Origin of the sequence: Roseivirga seohaensis subsp. aquiponti, from assembly GCF_001267955.1 — a bacterium.
Lineage (GTDB): Bacteria > Bacteroidota > Bacteroidia > Cytophagales > Cyclobacteriaceae > Roseivirga > Roseivirga seohaensis.
In genome coordinates, this window is record NZ_JSVA01000027.1 from 1 (window position 1) to 17,612 (window position 17,612).

Below are 17,612 nucleotides of genomic sequence, written 5' to 3' on the forward strand. Positions count from 1 at the left end.
ATGACCCATTGGCTATTAATATTTTTCCTTGTAAAACTGTATCGCTTATTTAGGACGGGACATGATAGAAAATAATAGCTTTGGTAAAAACAACTTTTTATTATGTCTGTTACTTTTCCATTCGGCCTTCCTCAAAACCAAAATTTTTCACAGTTTATTTATTATCCTAATTTTTTGAATCCTGGAGAAATAGATATGGTGCGAGGGCTGTGGCAGCGAAATGAAGAGTTGGAGGCTAAGCTGAGTAATGGTGAGGAAGCCTATGATGATGCTTTAAGAAAAACTAAATTAGCCTTTATCGAGCCTCAAAAAGAGAATCAGTGGCTCTATGAGAAACTTGGTTCTTTGGCCATTAAGTGTAATCAAGAGCGGTATGGCTTTGATATTTTAGGCTTTCATTACAACCTGCAGCTTGCCAAATATGGAGAGGGTGACTTTTTTAACTGGCATTTAGATTTTGGTGTAGGTCCAATTTCTAATCGTAAGCTGAGTATATCCGTACAGCTCTCCGATCCTAGCGAATATGAAGGAGGCGAACTTCAGTTTATGATTAATGATGACATTATTAATGCGCCTAAAGAAAAAGGTACAGTTATAATATTCCCGTCTTTCATAATGCACAGGGTTACTCCAATAACAAAAGGAACACGACAATCAATTGTAGCTTGGATTGCAGGGCCCCCTTATCGTTAATCAGGTTTACTTAGCGTTGATTGTAGTAATTTGAACTACACCATAAAGACCTTCATCTCCATACCTTGAAGTGGCCTGCATGCCTCTAATTGTTTTGATACTTTTAACCATTACAGGCGTAAGTAATCCGTTGAGGTTTACCAATGAGCTTCCTACAGGAATGCCGTCTACAACAAATAATGGTTCCCGATTGGTGGCGTTAGTAGTGTTATATCCACTCATAAATACTTTAGCATTACTTCCACTTCCCATTACCCTTAGGCCTTGAACACTTTGAAGTACTTCTACTAAATTATTGTATTGGGAATAATCTTTTACTGCCTTTTGTCTATTGGCAGTACCAGAGCTGCTACTGCAAGCCACGAGAAATAAGCTGAAAGCAACAGTGACAAATAAGAATTGAATTTTTTTCATGGACTTCGTTTTTAAGAGGTAAAAAAAGGGCTCACTAAAAATAGAGAGCCCTTAAATTAAAGATAAAATGGTTTATTGCTTAGTTAATCTTATTTCAGATCTAATGCTTGATAAAGCACCACCCCCTGTATCAGCTCTAGTGTGATAAAGGTAAAGAACGATTAAATCAGCACAGCCGTAGTTTCTAGCGGCCTGTGGTCCTAACACAGCCTCGATTTGAGAACTAACAGGAGCACCATCATAAGCCGAGCGTCCAGTGTCATCAACATAAGATAGTTGAGCTTCGGCACTTAGATCACCAGTTTCAGGATCCTGAGTTACAATAAAGTCATTTCCTTGATTGTAGAAGTTTACAATTGTAAACTGATTTGCTCCAGGGCCTGCAACAATTTGGTAGTCGTTACCATTAAGAGTCTCACCTACACGGCTAGAGTGTCTTGTTTCTCTAGCTCTCCATGTACCTGCCAAGGCGCTTGGCTCAGTTACCGTACCACAAACCACTGTTACTGGAAAGCTCAATGCTTGAGGCGAACCTGTTGCCAATAGTTCATTGTCTGTGTTTCCGCCAGTAATAGTGGTTTCACCATTGCCATTAGTGGTTATAGTATTGGATGTTGGGCCAAAAACAGTCCCATCATCAGTTGTTACTTCACCAGTAATGTTATATGCTTCACCAAATTCTAAATCAACCCCTGTAGCAGCTCTAATATCAGAAGCTTTTATCTCCAAGGTAGTAGGGAAAGTAGTGTACTCATCACCTAACTGAACTCTAGTTCCGCCAACATTGATGCCCACATTATATGAAGCTGCATTGTTGTTAGGGTCGTAAATTAACGCTGTGAAAACGCCATTATTTGGGTCGTCACCTTTGAGTAACTTCTTTTGTCTGATATCATCGAAGTCAATCATTCCTCCTCTTTGAAGGTTTGTAATAGCTTCGTTTCTGACTTTTCGAAAATCACTTGGGTCTTGACAACCCGTCACTATTGCTAACATCATCCCGATAGAAAGCAACATTCCGATATATTTATTTGTTATTTTCATTTCGATTAGTTTATAAATCCAGCAGGGTTAGTATCCCAAAATACTTGTATCTGATTGCTGCTTTTTTGAGTAATGTTTTCGTTTACATTTAGCTCATTGGCAGGGTAAAGGAAAGACCTCATAAATGGACCAAGATCAATAACTGGATCCATTAAGAAAGAAGGATATCCCGTTCTTCTATAAGTATTGAATGGCTCGATGCCGTTAGTGTATGAAGCAATGTACCATTCACGAGCAATGATGTCCATTTTTCCGTCTTCGTCAGCGGCATCATAATCTGTCAACACCTCATTTACATAATCATTTACCTGTGAAGCAGGTGCAACGTGACCTGTTTCGTCTGACTGGAAGTTGATTACTTTGTCAATGTGTTGTCTAACTGCAGTTTCTAAGTAAGTTCTTGCATTGCCTGTTACTCCAATTTTTAGAGCAGATTCGGCCAGCATAAACTGAACCCAAGAAGAAAGCATGATTGGATGAATACCATCACCACCAAGGTTATCAACAACAGTTATTGGTTCTCCTTGATCATTATCATAAGCACCAGCTGCAGGGTATGCACCATACACGGTTCTTAACAATCCATCTGCCGGAGCAGCAGAATCATCACCGTGGTCTCTACCCCAGTAGCCATCACCTACATAGCAGAAAGTGAAGTTTGGAGCACCAGCACAAGTAAGTTGAGTACCCACTGGTGCATCTAAGGTTTGTCTATAAAAGTAATATCTCAATCTAGGATCTTGCACTGAAGAAGAGTCTTTCATGTATGATATCAAATTGTTAGGTCTGTAACCCGAAGCACCCGTTGTGTAGCTAGATGACATTAGCGGATGTCTACTTTCGTTTACAACGGCCGTAGTTCCATACTGAAATTGCATGTCTTGGCTGTTGTTTTGAATGTATTCACCTCCTGCTAAGATTGCGTCAATCTTAGTTTTAGAATCAGCGGCTGTTACCAAACGTGTGGTTAACAACATTTTGATTTTAAAGCTGTTGGCAAATCTTACCCAGCCCATTGCGTCTCCATCATAGTAGAGGTCGTTTACAGGCCTTTTTGCACCAGATTTTAAATTGGCGATTCCTTCATCAATTAGGTCATACATTGCTGCATAAATTGATTCGCCAGAATCTAGAGTTGGCTTTGGAATAGATGGGTCATTAGCTTCTGAATAAACAGCTTCACCAATAAGGTCTACCATGTTTACAAATAGAGTAGCTTTCATAATTTGAGCCATTCCTAAATGGTAACCTAAACCATCTTCTTCAGCAATGCTCTCCAAAACCTTAAAGTTGGCATTGAAGTTATAAAGGCTCGTCCACTCCCCATTCATGGCAGTAGTTGAGGTTACAGCATTATAGGTAGAAGCCAGAACTGTCATTCTCATAGAGCTTTCAACCGAGCCCGAAAATGATCGATTCAAGTTTCTGAAATCGAGCTGCATTTCATTCAATATAAAGTCGGGGCTGGCAGAAGAAAGGCCCAATGAGTTTGGGTTTTCTATCAGTGACTCTAACTCCAAAGTTTCACAAGAGATAACTAAGCTGAAAGCCATGATCATCCCTATAGATTTTATTAGTATGTTTTTCATGTTCTTCATCATTAAAATGTTACTCTAAGTCCTACTGAGAATTTTCTCATAGCAGGGTCTGAGATACCTAGTTCACCAAATCCATTTTCACCAGAAGTGTTAGCTTCAGGGTCTAACTTAATTCCTTTAGGGAAATGTGGGGCATACCAGAATACGTTTTGAACGTTTCCTGTGATTGTTGCACTGTTAAGTCCAATTCTGTTTACCCACGAGTTTGGAAGGGCATAGTTGAGGTTAATCTCTCTAATTCTAAATACAGAGGCATCAAACATGCTGTTTTCGTAAGAAGTGAACGCGTTGGTAAAGAAGATGTCGTTCATTGTTAACTGGTACCTGTTCGGTATTTTATTACCAGACTCATCTCTTAAAGGCTCACCGGTAGTAACATCGCCATACACACCAGGTAGGTAGAAAGAACCTTCTCTGTCTTCGGTATCGGTAGTTACACCTCTTTCGTAAATACTAGACACATAGCTTGAAGCCATGTCGCCACCGTGCGTATATTCTAACTGCACAGTAAGGTTAAAACCTTTGTAAGTAACACCGTGGATCATAGAATATCTGAAATCCGGGTTCGGATCTCCAGTTATTTTTTGATCTAAACCAACATCGCTACTGATAATGAAATTACCATTTGCAGGGTTGATCAAGGCATTGCCTTCATCGTCTCTTACAATGTAAGTAGACCTGAAAACACCCAAAGGCTGACCTACAATAGCTGTATTGTTTCCTGAGTACTCAACAAGTTCTTCAGGTAATTCCTTCACAGTAGTTTCGTAAGCAGTGAAGTTGTTAGTGATAGAGTAAGTTAAGTTTCCAGTTCGTACAGGGAATACAGTAACCCCTAATTCTAAACCTTCGGTATCGATTCTACCAGCGTTAATTGAAGTGCTGGTAAATCCAGTTGATGGAGGAAGGTTTGAGCTAAAGATTTGATCTTTACTGATTCGGTTGTAATAACTCATGTCAATATCCAAAAGGCCATTGAATAGAGTAGTTTCTATTCCAAACTCAATTTCTTTTTGTCTTTCAGGCTTAAGATTTGGGTTAGGCTGAACGCTTGAAACAAAGTTAGCAGTGATGTTGCCGTCAGTATCTGACACAAAACGAATTGGGTCAGAACCAAGTACCGCTCTTGTTCTGTAAGAACCAGGGAAGCCAGCAGAAGAACCGTATCCTAATCTAAACTTCAAGAAATCTACAAAAGTTGGCATCATATCAGGCAATGCATCAGACATGATGAATGAAGCAGAAGCACTTGGGTAGAATAAAGAGTTGTTTTCTTTTTCTACTTGAGAACCCCAATCATTTCTACCGCTTAGGGTTAGGAAAGCATAATCCCTATAGGAAAGCTCTGTTTGAGCATAAAGCCCCAATACATTGGTTCTTTGTTTCGAATTTCCAGCAGGTGCGTAAGACAAAAAGTTGCTATGTCTAAAGAATCCAAAAACCACTTGTTCAGTACTGTTGATTCCAAAGCTTCTCGTGTTGATACTTCTCATATTGAAACCTGCCTGACTTGTAATGGTTAAGTCTTCATTAATTTCAAGGCCAGTAGTGTTTAATAAGAAGTTGTGGTCAAAGTTAGATCTTGTAAACGAAGACTGGTTTAAGAAACCAAGGCCAGCGTTGTATCTTACTCCACCATAATTTTCTCTTTGGAAGCTTTCAGTAATGTAATTGTCATAACCTACACGGTAGCCAAACTTCAAGAAGTCTGTTACATCATAAGTTAAACCAATTTTCATGAAAGTTCTATTGGCATCTGATCCAATCATATGGTTCTTCTGCTGCCATAATGGGTTATCTCTATCTGTTCTGTACCAAACACTAGAGCCATCAATAGGGTTTTCAAATGGAAGGCCATTCAAATCTAAGTTTCTAGGCAAGAACAAAGTTCTACTGAAGATATCATTTGGTGGATAACGAAGTACATTGTTCGTAAATGTAAAAGTACTTTGTAAGTTAAGCTTATCAGCTAGTTGAGTGTTAGCACTTAATGAAAGATTTAATCGGTCTGATGTATTTGACTCTATATAACCTCTTTCACTGTTATAACCTACACTAAAGCCCATACTGGTTTTTCCGATTCTAGCATTACCGAGTAATGAGGTGTTTCCGCCACTTCCGTTATTAAAGAAATCTTTAATTTGGTTAGGGTAGGCTTGGTAAAGCACCTCTTGTCCCTGGAATTGAGGAAATGCTTCAGCGAATCTAGGTTGGTCTAAATGGTGAGGTACCATAAAGTTATCATCAAATCTACCTCCCCAGTTTCCAACAAAGCCTACATTAGGAACATTATCTGAACCTTGGCCATATGTGTTTTGAAAATCAGGAAGCCCAGTGATTTGATTGATATAGAACTGTTGAGAAACAGTAATAGACAAATCTTCAACTTGGTTTGCTGATGCTGTTTTGGTAGTAAAAATGATTACACCATTTCTACCTTCTTGACCGTATAGTGAAGAAGCGGCAAGGCCTTTCAAAACTTGAACATCTTCAATGTTGTTCGGGTCTAAGTCATCAATTCGATTCCCCTCATAGAAAACACCATCCACAATGTATAGGGGCTGGTTGTCTCCGTTAATTGAAGATACACCTCGAATTACAACGTCACTTCTACTTCCGAGCATACCTCCAGTAGATGTAATCTGAACACCTGGAATTTTTCCCCTAAGAATGTTCTGAACATTAGACTCAGGTCGCTGTTCAATGCTTTCAGATTTCACTTCACTTAGTGCAAATCCGAGTGCTCGCTTTTCTCTGGCAATCCCTTGGGCCGTTACAATAACGTCACCTAGATTAGTTGCTTCTTCGGTTAGTTGAATGTCAACTACAGTTTGACTACCGATGACTACCTCTTGAGTAACGTAACCTATAAAGCGAAAAACTATCGTGGTTCCGCTTTCAGGAACAGATAGTTCGTACTTCCCATCTGGGCCAGTAGCTACCCCAATAGTGGTGCCTTTAATAACTACTGAAACATTTGGGATTGGTATCTGGTCAGCGGCTCCTACCACTCGTCCAGATATTGTCCGCTCCTGTCCGTTCAGTGCTGTAGTAAGCAGCATCAGAACAAGGAACCGAAACAATTGCAATGGTCTCTTCATGTTGTTTTGTTTTTGTTTAAAATAGCTCTAAACCTAACCAATAGAATATTATGCAAAAATTCATTATTGGAATATAAGGGCTCATTTATGAAGCTTGTCGCCAAATTATATGTGGATTAATTTGGATTTTAAGGGAGCTGTTTAAGTGTAGATAAATGGATAGGAAGGGAAGAGTGTTTCGAGGGATGGTTAAATTGATATTTTTAAAATTATATCGAATATTGAAAAATGGAATTGAGATAAAATAATTAAGCTGGTTATTGAATTTAAGAGCTGTTTAAAGCAAAATTAATTTTGAAATTTGCTTTGATTTATTCACTTGATTATTATCCTTATTGGTAAAGTGAAATTTTATTTTTTACAATAATGATGATTGGCAGAGACCTAATGTTAACGGTATTTCCGTTCGTGTAAATACATAAACCGGAGTTAAACCTTTTAGCCTCTTTGTTGTCGGCATATTAAAGCTTTATACCTTGAGGCTAAATGCGAATAAGATTGTTTTGATCTTACTTACTTCAGATTATCTATATTAATGTTTACACCATTATAAAGTATGTGATCCTGAGCGACTAAGGCTCCTGAAGAAAGTTTTAGGTAGTTTTCCCAAGTAAACTCCATTCCCCCAAGAGGTAAAATAGACACCCACATTTTAACAGATTTGGGTTTATTGTTTTCGTCTAGAATCCAGACATAGGAATCGCCTGGCGTTGAACCGCCTGAGGTATAGGTAACCTTTAAACCTTCTCTTCCATCTTTAAGAGTAACAAGGCTTCTTTCCGTTCCAGGATCGAAGGCTTTGAAAGGGGCACAGAGCCAGAAACTATCATTATTGAAGTAGCCAAATGCTTGTTTGATCAATTCTTCTTTTCCTTCTTCTCTTATTTTTTCTGGGCGAATGACTTCACCGGTTTGGTTAATTGTATTGAGTAAAACCTCATTCTCATCCCACTTTACGAGCACTGAGTTTTCGGTTCTATTCCATTCATAATGATGAATTCCCTTGAAAGTCCATGAAACGTTAGCAGTACTATCCCAAGCAGATTTGTTAAGGGATTCCATCATTTCAAGCGCTAAGTTGTCGGCTTTTGGCCCAGCAGTTCCTTCCGGTAAACTTTCATTCTTAACCAAATAGAATACGAAAAGCCCTAGGATTAGGGTGAGGAAAATTACTGCAAGGATTCGGAATAGCTTTTTCATACCCAAAGTTAAACGGGAAATTCATAACGGCTCAATTAAGAACTTCCTGTTTAACCAACTTGGTATGTGATGCTACTTTATACGTTTTCTAAAGCCTGCTCAATATCCCAGATAATATCGTCTTGATGTTCTACTCCAATAGAAAGGCGGATAAGCTGAGGGCTGATACCATATTTCTCTCTGTCTTCTGGAGAAACTCCTGCGTGTGTCATTGATGCTGGGTGTTCTGCAAGTGATTCTGTACTGCCAAGGCTCACGGCAAGCTTCATTAGTTTTAAGCTATTCAAGAATTTAAAAGCTCCTTTTTCCGTTTTGTCGGCTTTTATTTCAAAAGAAACCATTGCGCCTGTACCTTCACACTGCTGGTCGAAAATACGTTGTTGGTTTTCGTCTTTGATATTTCCTAAATAGAAAACTTCGCCCACTTTTGGGTGGTTGATTAAGAATTCAGCAACGTTCTGAGCATTTTTTTCCTGAACATTCATTCGTGCTTTTAGGGTTTCTAAGCTGCGCATTAGTAACCAACCCGTCCACGGCCCTGCCATGTTACCTAAGAAGGTGCGCATACCTTTTACACGGGTCATTAATTCTTTTGAACCCAAACAAGCGCCTGCTATTACATCGCTATGGCCACCAATATATTTTGTGGCAGAATAAAGCACCAAGTCGACACCATGTTTTAGCGGATGCTGCCAAAGTGGCCCCATATAAGTATTGTCAACCGCTACTAAGGTTTGGCGTTCTTCTGTACTATAGCGATTGGCCAATCGCTTGCACATCACCATGTCTATCAGTTGATTAGTAGGGTTGGCAGGTGTTTCTATGTAAACCATATTTACCTTATTGCCAAAACCACTTTTTTCAACTCTATCGATAATGTCCTGCTCAGCATCTTTGGCATCGAATGAGATAACTTTAATACCAAATCGAGTAATGATTTGCTCAATAAAATGACTTGTTCCACCGTATACAGGTTGGCTATAAAGCAGTACATCTCCTGGACTTAGAAACTCCATTAAAACTGTAGTGATGGCAGACATTCCACTTTCAAATACAGCACAATCTTCGGCTTTGTCCCAAAGTGTTAAGCGGTTTTCAAGAATTTCAAGGTCTGGATTATTGAGTCTGCTATAGATCAAACCTAGCTCTTCGGTTTCGCCCTTTTCACGCAAACCGTAGGCTACTTCAAAAAAAGCTTTACCTTCTTCTGCGGTTTTAAAAACGAAGGTACTGGTCTGAAAAATTGGGCATTTTAATGATCCTTCGGAAAGCTCAGGCTTGTAGCCGTAAGACATCATTAAACTCTCTGGGTGAAGCTGTGGTTTGTTCATGCTGTTTTTTTTACAAAATTAGCATGAAAGCAGTCTGTTCTTTAATAGCTTGTATAATCAGAAAATATATCTACAAATTCTTTTTCGTTAGAATTTAATTCTGAATATTAACTCAGGATAACTAGTATTTAGAAAAATTTGCTACACAATGGTTGATAAGATTGACAAACAGATTCTACGCCTATTGCAATTGGACGCCAAAAAGACAACTAAGGAAATTGCTGCAGACTTAGGCTTAACCACAACGCCAGTGCATGAGCGAATTAAGAAGCTTGAAAGAGAAGGCTATATTCAGCAGTATTCTATTCGGATTGATAGGAAAAAAGTGGGGTTGATGATGATGGCTTTCTGTAGCGTTTCATTAAAAAATCATGAGCGTGCTTTTATAGAAAAGTTTGAGCAGGATATTCAGTTGTTGGATGAGGTAATTGACTGTTACCACATTGGTGGTATGTTCGATTATTTGTTAAAGGTTTTAGTGCCTGATATGGATGCTTACCAACACTTTATTTCTAAGAAATTGGCAGATTTAGATAATATAGGTAACGTACAAAGCTCTTTTGTAATGTCTGAAATTAAGCATTCAGCTCAAATTCCAAATCAGTTTCTTTAGGTTAGAAAGTTCTTTTTCCAAAAAACTTCTGATCGAGCGAGTACTTTCCTGGGCCAGTAATGAATAAAAAGAAAAAGGTTAACAGGTACATTGCTGCTTTTTCTTGAGTGCCGAAAGGGTCGGAAATATGAACAACAAAGAGCGCAACCGCCATTGTAACCATTAGAGGTACAAGCGCAAAACGACTGAATAGGCCAACTATTAATAGAATAGAGCAAAGAAATTCGGCCAGTACAGCTAAGATAAGCGAAACTTCTACCCCCAAACCTATAGGGTCGCCAAACTGGAAGTTACCTGCAATGAGATTTGAAAACTTTGGGTAGCCATGGGTAAGCATCATAAGGCCTACGCCAGCCCTTAAAAGTAATAAACCAAAACTTGTAGATGAACTGTGATTTCCAGGGTTGAGAAGTTTTTTGAACATGGCAATAGTTTATTTCTCTAAGGTGAAAAATAAACTAGTTTTTGCAAAATTCTTTTATGTATTCGGCAGCAAGTTCATCGCCTAGTCTTTCTGCTTTTTTAAAGTCTGAACATGCGTCAGACAGGTTGTATTTAGGTGAGTTTTGCTTGGCCATTCCTCTTCTTGTAATGGCATCTGCATATTCTGGGTCAAGCTCTAAAGCTTTGTTATAGTTTTCAATGGCACCGTCCCAATATTCACTCATAAAAAACACTACACCTTTATTAAAATAGGCTACAGGTAAGTTCGGGTTGATTTTGATGGCCCTGTCAAAGTCGTTCACTGCAGAGATCACAGCTTTCCCTCTTGCATATGCTGCCCCTCTATTTACCAGGGCCTGAACATTGTTTGGATTGGCCCTGATTACTTTGTCTAAATCGTCTACCGCTTTGTTGTTTTCAAAGAGTTTTACATAAGCATTGCCTCTTAATTCTAGGGCTTCCATATTATTCTCGTCTCCCGCCAAAAGAGCGTTCATGTCTACTAATACTCCCTTATAATTTTGAAGCTCAAATGAACATTTTGCACGTGCAATCATAGCCTTTCGGATGTTTTGCTTGGCTTTAATTAATAGAGTAAAATCGTTATAAGCACCTTCATAATCTTCAATCTCCATGCGAGAAAGGCCTCGGTTAAAAATGGCAAAGTGATTGTCGGGCTCATATTTTATGACACTAGAATATTTTGCTTCTGCAGCCTCATAGTTGCCTTCCGAAAAAAGTATATCGGCTTCTTCTTGTGTGGCTTCCATACTACAAGCGCTTAGCGCAAAAAATGCTATTAGGCAGAAAAGAGTTTTCAGGGAATTCATGCCTCTAATTAAACTAATATTTTAGTTTAATCAATGAATTTTTTATGAAAAGATTAGGCTTAACCTTGTTGTGGGGGCTAGTAACTGCCGTTGTATTTTCGAATAAACCATTCTGTTGAGACCAAAACCAAGAAAAGAAGCAGCAACCAAGGGTTATTAATAATGGATTGCAGCTTTTCATCTGAACGTGTAATGGGTTTTGCAGAAAGATTTTTAAAGTAGTTTGAGGCTTCGTTGATTCTATCTTGAGGAATAAACTGGCCCCCTGAATTGTTGGCTATATTTTTTAATAATTGATGGTTGGCCGTAAGGTTAATGTTCTCCAAATCTAATTTTTGAACTGAAAAAGTGCCTTGTGCAACCTCTCGTTTTCCATTCACTGTTGCCGAAGCTTCAAAACTATAAACACCAGGATTTAGCCCTGTCACTTTATAATTGTTGCCAGCATTATTTACATAATTGAGTTCCTGCTTAGCTCCTTGTTCATCAGTGATGGTAAGGTCAATGTTACGGTCATAAACTTTCTCGTAGAGCTCGTTATATACTGCGGTATTGAACTCAATAGCTTCGCTGTCATAATATTGATTTCGTTCAGTGTTTACCCTGAAATTACGTTTGTCGTCTTTTGTGGCTAAGTATTGAATCAGCTTGCCCATCAGGTTATTGAACATCTTTTGGTCATTGTTCAGGGCATATTCCTGGAGTGACCATTTCCAAAAATCAGAACCAGAGAATACTGCGGACTTTAACTCATCGCCATTATAGATACTCAATAATGGGCGTTGGGTAGGTACAGAACCTATTCGCTGATAAAGTAAAATATCTGCCTGTGTTTTAAACATAAACTGGCCATAAGGAACGGAAATAGGAGGGTATTCCGCAAGTCGTTGCGCCAATACTTCATCAATTTTAAAGAGCTCAAAATTCGAGTTGAAATGAGGCCCCGCATTGTCCGATTGTCCTGCATTGTTATAAGACAGCACAGGGTTTTTTTCGTTGATGGCACTCAAAGAACTTGTTCCTGTAATGTAAAAGCTGTTCGTTGTTTTAAGGGCATTGTCTAACCAAACTGGTAAACTTTCTATGGCAGGTAGCTGATGTAAAACAATCAGGTCGAAAGGGCCTTCAGGAATATCGGTGTTGATTCCCTCAATAAATACTTGCATTTCGGTACCCTCATTTTGGTCGATTACATTTCTTAGCGATTTGATGTCTGGGTGAGGTGCACGGGCGGCAATCAATATTTTTTGCTTGCTATCAACTATTTCTAGAAAAGCCTGTTGAGTATTGTTTAAGGTTGAATTTTCTCCTTCTAAAGGAAGAATCTGTACTTGGTAAGTCTCAATGCCTTTAGTTTCTGCATTCAGAATAAACTCAAGCGAATTTATTTGTTCATCTCCTTTTGGGCTGAAAGATTTTTCTTCAATCACCGTCCCTTTTTTCAACACTTGAACCTTCACACTTTCATTCACGAAGCCATTATTAAACACTTCAACCACAAGTGGAAAGCGGTTACCTTCGTAAACAATCTTGTTATAATTCAGACTTTTAATACTCAAATCTTTGGCTGGAATAGTGTCACCCAAACCGATGGTGACTACGGGGAAATTGAGTTGTGTAAACTGAGGTGAAATGCCGTAATTATGAATGCCATCGCTGGCTAAAACAACACCCGCCAAGTTTTGCTGCTCGTAATCACTGGAAATCCCTTTAAGTAGGGACTCTAGGTTAGTAGCATTTTGGTCGTAGTTAACTGCGTCAACGCTGGCCACATAATCTTGTAAACTTTTGACATTTACTTCATAACCTGCATCAATAATTTCCTCTGAAACTTCTGCAAGTTGCGTTTTCAACGACTCAAACTCGTCCACTTCATAAGTAGCAGGCATAGAAGCTGAATTATCTACCGCAATTACAATCACAGGCTTTTCTTCAAAAAAAGTTACTTGATTGAGCAATGGCCCCATGAGTAAAAAACAAAGCAGAGTGACGAGTACAAAACGCAGCCCAGCCAAGGCGCGGTTGGTGTTTTTAGACCAAGGCGTTTTTTTAGAATAAAGTAGAAATGCATAGAGTGCCCCAACCAATAAACAGAAAAGAATAAACCACGAAGGGACGTCTGTTTTAAGAAGAAGGCTAGCGAATATCAATTGACAAAAGCGATTATGGGGTGAATTCTGAACTCGATTTACAACAAAACCATTTAAGCTAGGTAAGATACGAGAAGGTAATTAAATAGTTAGCGCCTTTATTTCAACGTGCAAAATCCTGTTTTAAGGGAAAGTAAGGACGCGTTTTATACAATAAAAGCGCTAACTATTAACAATATTTAAAATCAGGTTAGCATTCCGCCATCTACCTGAAGCGTTTGGCCAGTAACATAAGCCGACATATCTGAAGCCAAGAACAAACAAACGTTAGCTACATCTTCTGGCGAGCCACCTCTTTTCAAAGGAATAGCATCTCTCCAGCCCTGTACGGTTTTTTCGTCTAAGGCGTCTGTCATTTCAGTTTCAATAAAACCGGGAGCAACCGCATTTGAACGGATTCCTCTTGAGCCTAATTCTAAAGCTACTGACTTAGTGAAACCAATGATTCCGGCTTTAGATGCTGCATAATTGGCTTGGCCAGCATTTCCTTTTAAACCTACTACAGAAGTAATGTTGATGATAGAACCTGCTCTTTGCTTCATCATGGTTCTGGTAGCAGCTTTTACGGTATTAAAGCAAGATTTGAGGTTGACGTTGATTACATCGTCCCACATTTCTTCCGACATTCTCATTAAAAGATTATCGCGCGTAATGCCTGCGTTGTTTACCAAAATATCTAGACTTCCGAATTCAGCCACTACAGCGTTTACCAATTCTTCGGCAGCAGCAAATTCAGCAGCATTCGATCTAAACCCTTTTGCCTTAATGCCAAAAGCAGCAAGCTCTTTTTCCAAAGCTTCGCCTTTTTCAACACTCGATAAATAAGTGAAAGCTACATTGGCCCCTTCTTGAGCCATTTTGGTGGCAATTGCTCTACCAATTCCTTTCGATGCACCCGTAACCAGTGCAGTTTTTCCTGTTAATAAACCCATATTTCTTTTTAACAATTAAATCTGCTTGCGGTTAACTCGACAAGCGTCTTTGGTTTTTAATCCTGTTCAAAGAAAACGAAAAGGATTAATACCTCCAATTCGACTATTTTATTTGCGAACATTTGGCTTAACTTTGCCGCATTGAACAGAAAAAACCTCATAAAATATGGCTACTAAATACGATTTAATAGTAATAGGCAGTGGACCCGGTGGATATGTGGCAGCGATTAGAGCGTCTCAATTGGGTATGAAAGTTGGCGTGGTAGAGCGCTCAGAACTAGGCGGAATATGCCTGAACTGGGGTTGTATCCCAACCAAAGCATTGCTTAAAAGTGCTCAGGTATATGAGTATGTTCAACATGCGCAAGACTACGGAATCAAGATTGATGGTAAGTTTTCTGCCGATTTTGATGGCATGGTAAAACGAAGCCGTGACGTAGCCGCTGGAATGAGCAAAGGAATTCAGTTCTTGTTTAAGAAGAACAAAATCGATCATATCGAAGGCTTTGGTAAGCTAAAAGCTGGTAAAAAAGTAGAAGTAACTGGCGCTGATGGTAAAAAAGTAGACTATTCTGCTGACAACATTATTCTAGCTACTGGTGGCCGTTCTAGAGAATTGCCAAACTTACCAATTGACGGAAAGAAAATTATAGGCTACAGACAAGCCATGGTGCTGGACAAACAGCCAAAATCTATGGTAATTGTTGGTTCTGGGGCAATTGGAGTTGAGTTCGCTTACTTCTACAACTCAATCGGAACGGAAGTAACTATTGTTGAATATATGGACAGAATTGTTCCGGTTGAAGACGCTGAGGTGTCTAAACAATTGGAAAGGAGCTTCAAAAAAGCAGGCATGAAAATCATGACCAGCGCTGAAGTAACTTCTGTAGATACAAAAGGTAAAACTTGTAAGGTTACGGTTAAAACTAAAAAGGGCGATGAAGTGCTAGATGCAGACGTAGTGCTTTCAGCGGTAGGTGTTTCTACCAACTTAGAAGGAATTGGCCTTGAAGACCTAAAGGTGAAAACCGAAAAAGGAAAAGTAATTGTAGACGATTTCTACAAAACTAATGTAGACGGCATTTATGCCATTGGCGATATAGTTCATGGTCCTGCTTTGGCTCACGTAGCATCTGCTGAGGGTATTATTTGTGTGGAGAAAATTGCGGGAGAAAACCCAGAAGCATTAGACTACGGAAATATTCCAGGCTGTACTTATTGTCAGCCAGAAGTAGCATCTGTAGGTTATACCGAAGCTGCCGCTAAAGAGGCAGGTTATGAAATTAAAGTGGGTAAATTCCCATTCTCAGCTTCAGGAAAAGCGAAAGCTGGTGGCGCTAGCGATGGTTTCGTAAAATTAATTTTCGATGCAAAGTATGGCGAAGTATTAGGCGCTCATATGATTGGAGCGAATGTAACTGAAATGATTGCCGAAATGGTTTCTGTAAGAAAACTGGAAACCACTGGCCATGAGATCATTAAAACAGTTCACCCTCATCCTACAATGTCTGAAGCCATTATGGAAGCAGCAGCAGCGGCTTATGATGAAGTAATTCATTTGTAAACCACAGTTTATAATAATATATTTAGAAGGTAAAGGGCTTGTTCATCGAGCCCTTTACTTTTACCACAAACAATAAACTAACCATAGCACGTACCCTAGATCATATTGAAGAGCAAGAATTGATCTTGAAATTAAAAAATCAGGACAAGGATGCACTATCGTATTTATATGATAAATATGGCGCAGCGTTATATGGCGCTGTTCAGCGAATTGTACAAGATGATGACGTGACCGCTGAAGTTGTTCAGGATATTTTCTTGAAAATTTGGAATAAGATCGAAATGTACGACCCCCAAAAAGGGCGTCTGTTTACTTGGATGCTCAATTTGTCGAGAAATGCTGCCATTGATAAAATACGTTCTAAAGAAATAAAAAGAAGTGCTAAAACTGATTCTATAGATGAGTACGTATATACCATCGACCGACAAAATAGCACAGAAACTTCAGTTGATGGAATTGGTGTAAGAGCGTTGATGGACGACCTCGTGGAAGAACAAAGGTTTGTTCTATTAAAGGTATATTTCGAAGGCTTTTCTCATTCAGAAATAGCCGATGAATATGATATACCCTTGGGTACAGTCAAATCTCGTTTGCGATCGGCTTTAAAACATTTAAGAAATAAAGTACAGTTGTAATTGGATATTAAAGAATACATAGCGTCTGGCATACTCGAAGAATATATCTTCGATACGCTCTCCCCACAAGAGCGTATAGAGGTAGAGTTGCGCCTAGCTGAGTATCCTGAATTGCGTGAAGAATTAAACGCCATTGAGGATAGCTTAGAAGGCATCGCCATGGCTACTGCAATCCAACCACCTGCCGATCTGAAAGCAAATATTATGTCGGCTTTAGGCGATAGTGAGGTGGGATTGAAAGAAGAGAATACGAAACAAAAGGAAGAACCAAAGGTGATTCCTATGCCACAAACCAATAGTGGAATGTGGAAATATTTGGTGGCCGCCTCGGTTACCATAGCACTGGTAACCTCATACTTGGCCTATGATTACCATGGAAAATGGAAGTCTTCTTCCGATGCTTTTGCCCAACTGCAAGCACAAAATGCGCAAATGGCAGAGCAATACAATCAAGTAAATAACCGCTTAGACGACTTGGTAGCTGATATTGATATTATCACCAATACGGATTTCAAACGCGTGAATATGGGGGCGGTAGATCCAACCCAATCTTTTGCAGCAAGTGTTTACTGGAATGCTAAAACAGATGAAGCTTACTTGAATATTAAACAGCTAAAAACATTATCTGAAGAACAACAGTATCAGCTTTGGGCCATTGTAGATGGAAAACCGGTGGATATGGGGGTGTTTGATTTTGATGTGGAAGGGTTGATGAAAATGAAGAATGTTCAGAATGCATCTATGTTTGCGGTAACCATTGAGCCTAAAGGCGGAAGTGAAAACCCAACACTTGACCTGATGCAAGTAGCCGGAGCAGTCTAAAGTCATAAAAGCTTTTACCAAAGAAATTGAAACCACCTTAGGGTGGTTTTTTTGTGCCCGCTTTGTGGTATTCGTATCTCCATTCCTCCCTGACTCCTTGATCTATCGTTTGCGTGTTGACTGATAGGCTAACCTTACTGCTTTCTTTTCCTGACGAGAAAAGGAACTTCGAAGAAGTAGGATTAGCTTCGAGAACTCTGTTGGAAATTACCGTCACTCTGAGCCATAATTTTTGGGCAAG

The 17,612-nt window shown here is 39.3% G+C and carries 16 protein-coding genes; 5 read left to right on the top strand and 11 right to left on the bottom strand.

What is annotated here, in order from left to right; all coding sequences use genetic code 11:
• Window positions 1–102: 102 nt before the first annotated feature.
• A complete protein-coding gene (locus tag OB69_RS17525) occupies window positions 103–693 on the top strand; it encodes a 2OG-Fe(II) oxygenase (RefSeq protein WP_053225065.1) in 591 nt (196 codons plus the stop codon).
• 6 nt (window positions 694–699) lie between these two features.
• On the opposite strand, the gene OB69_RS17530 is transcribed toward OB69_RS17525, so the two are convergent.
• The 6 genes from OB69_RS17530 to OB69_RS17555 form a co-directional block, all read right to left on the bottom strand.
• Window positions 700–1,107 (bottom strand): TonB-dependent receptor plug domain-containing protein, encoded by a 408-nt coding sequence (locus OB69_RS17530; RefSeq protein WP_053225066.1) that lies wholly within the window; start codon window positions 1,105–1,107, stop codon window positions 700–702.
• Window positions 1,108–1,179: 72 nt separating this feature from the next.
• Window positions 1,180–2,151, bottom strand: coding sequence for a hypothetical protein (locus OB69_RS17535; RefSeq protein ID WP_053225067.1), 972 nt, complete (start codon window positions 2,149–2,151; stop codon window positions 1,180–1,182).
• A gap of 5 nt (window positions 2,152–2,156) precedes the next feature.
• Entirely contained in the window at window positions 2,157–3,740 is a 1,584-nt protein-coding gene (locus OB69_RS17540) for a SusD/RagB family nutrient-binding outer membrane lipoprotein (RefSeq protein ID WP_185096925.1), read from the bottom strand.
• A gap of 11 nt (window positions 3,741–3,751) precedes the next feature.
• A complete protein-coding gene (locus OB69_RS17545) occupies window positions 3,752–6,850 on the bottom strand; it encodes a SusC/RagA family TonB-linked outer membrane protein (protein WP_082338232.1) in 3,099 nt (1,032 codons plus the stop codon).
• A 513-nt stretch (window positions 6,851–7,363) separates the two neighbouring features.
• Window positions 7,364–8,050, bottom strand: a complete 687-nt coding sequence (locus tag OB69_RS17550) for a hypothetical protein (protein ID WP_053225070.1) — start codon at window positions 8,048–8,050, stop codon at window positions 7,364–7,366.
• 77 nt (window positions 8,051–8,127) lie between these two features.
• Window positions 8,128–9,381: a cystathionine gamma-synthase family protein gene (locus OB69_RS17555; protein ID WP_053225071.1), complete on the bottom strand. Its 1,254-nt coding sequence runs from the start codon at window positions 9,379–9,381 to the stop codon at window positions 8,128–8,130.
• A 148-nt stretch (window positions 9,382–9,529) separates the two neighbouring features.
• Between OB69_RS17555 and OB69_RS17560 the strand changes: the two genes are divergently transcribed.
• Window positions 9,530–9,994, top strand: coding sequence for an Lrp/AsnC family transcriptional regulator (locus OB69_RS17560; protein WP_053225072.1), 465 nt, complete (start codon window positions 9,530–9,532; stop codon window positions 9,992–9,994).
• Between the two features lies 1 nt (window position 9,995).
• On the opposite strand, the gene OB69_RS17565 is transcribed toward OB69_RS17560, so the two are convergent.
• The 4 genes from OB69_RS17565 to fabG form a co-directional block, all read right to left on the bottom strand.
• A complete protein-coding gene (locus OB69_RS17565) occupies window positions 9,996–10,418 on the bottom strand; it encodes a DoxX family protein (RefSeq protein ID WP_053225073.1) in 423 nt (140 codons plus the stop codon).
• A 34-nt stretch (window positions 10,419–10,452) separates the two neighbouring features.
• Window positions 10,453–11,208: a tetratricopeptide repeat protein gene (locus OB69_RS17570; RefSeq protein WP_053225074.1), complete on the bottom strand. Its 756-nt coding sequence runs from the start codon at window positions 11,206–11,208 to the stop codon at window positions 10,453–10,455.
• 137 nt (window positions 11,209–11,345) lie between these two features.
• Window positions 11,346–13,418 carry a vWA domain-containing protein gene (locus OB69_RS17575; protein WP_157608627.1) on the bottom strand — a complete coding sequence of 691 codons (2,073 nt, stop codon included), beginning with the start codon at window positions 13,416–13,418 and terminating at the stop codon, window positions 11,346–11,348.
• Between the two features lie 185 nt (window positions 13,419–13,603).
• Window positions 13,604–14,350, bottom strand: a complete 747-nt coding sequence (gene fabG / locus OB69_RS17580; protein ID WP_053225076.1) for a 3-oxoacyl-[acyl-carrier-protein] reductase — start codon at window positions 14,348–14,350, stop codon at window positions 13,604–13,606.
• 166 nt (window positions 14,351–14,516) lie between these two features.
• On the opposite strand from fabG, the gene lpdA reads away from it, so the two are divergent.
• Genes lpdA through OB69_RS17595 form a run of 3 tightly spaced genes read left to right on the top strand, consistent with a single transcriptional unit; the run spans window position 14,517 to window position 17,371 of the window.
• Window positions 14,517–15,914 (top strand): dihydrolipoyl dehydrogenase, encoded by a 1,398-nt coding sequence (gene lpdA / locus OB69_RS17585; protein ID WP_053225077.1) that lies wholly within the window; start codon window positions 14,517–14,519, stop codon window positions 15,912–15,914.
• A gap of 38 nt (window positions 15,915–15,952) precedes the next feature.
• A complete protein-coding gene (locus tag OB69_RS17590) occupies window positions 15,953–16,549 on the top strand; it encodes an RNA polymerase sigma factor (protein ID WP_316931889.1) in 597 nt (198 codons plus the stop codon).
• Complete coding sequence (locus OB69_RS17595) at window positions 16,550–17,371, top strand: anti-sigma factor (RefSeq protein ID WP_053225078.1); 822 nt, start codon at window positions 16,550–16,552, stop codon at window positions 17,369–17,371.
• 37 nt (window positions 17,372–17,408) lie between these two features.
• On the opposite strand, the gene OB69_RS18825 is transcribed toward OB69_RS17595, so the two are convergent.
• Window positions 17,409–17,612 (bottom strand): hypothetical protein (locus tag OB69_RS18825; RefSeq protein ID WP_221404894.1); only part of this gene is annotated, 204 nt, incomplete at its 5' end.

What these genes read in the sequence shown, in the direction of transcription:
- OB69_RS17565 (WP_053225073.1), bottom strand. Translation starts at nt 10,418, where the DNA reads ATGTTCAAAAAACTTCTCAACCCTGGAAATCACAGTTCATCTACAAGT.
- OB69_RS17545 (WP_082338232.1), bottom strand. Translation starts at nt 6,850, where the DNA reads ATGAAGAGACCATTGCAATTGTTTCGGTTCCTTGTTCTGATGCTGCTT.
- OB69_RS17555 (WP_053225071.1), bottom strand. Translation starts at nt 9,381, where the DNA reads ATGAACAAACCACAGCTTCACCCAGAGAGTTTAATGATGTCTTACGGC.
- OB69_RS17540 (WP_185096925.1), bottom strand. Translation starts at nt 3,740, where the DNA reads ATGAAAAACATACTAATAAAATCTATAGGGATGATCATGGCTTTCAGC.
- OB69_RS17550 (WP_053225070.1), bottom strand. Translation starts at nt 8,050, where the DNA reads ATGAAAAAGCTATTCCGAATCCTTGCAGTAATTTTCCTCACCCTAATC.
- OB69_RS17570 (WP_053225074.1), bottom strand. Translation starts at nt 11,208, where the DNA reads ATGGAAGCCACACAAGAAGAAGCCGATATACTTTTTTCGGAAGGCAAC.
- fabG (WP_053225076.1), bottom strand. Translation starts at nt 14,350, where the DNA reads ATGGGTTTATTAACAGGAAAAACTGCACTGGTTACGGGTGCATCGAAA.
- lpdA (WP_053225077.1), top strand. Translation starts at nt 14,517, where the DNA reads ATGGCTACTAAATACGATTTAATAGTAATAGGCAGTGGACCCGGTGGA.
- OB69_RS17560 (WP_053225072.1), top strand. Translation starts at nt 9,530, where the DNA reads ATGGTTGATAAGATTGACAAACAGATTCTACGCCTATTGCAATTGGAC.
- OB69_RS17535 (WP_053225067.1), bottom strand. Translation starts at nt 2,151, where the DNA reads ATGAAAATAACAAATAAATATATCGGAATGTTGCTTTCTATCGGGATG.
- OB69_RS17525 (WP_053225065.1), top strand. Translation starts at nt 103, where the DNA reads ATGTCTGTTACTTTTCCATTCGGCCTTCCTCAAAACCAAAATTTTTCA.
- OB69_RS17530 (WP_053225066.1), bottom strand. Translation starts at nt 1,107, where the DNA reads ATGAAAAAAATTCAATTCTTATTTGTCACTGTTGCTTTCAGCTTATTT.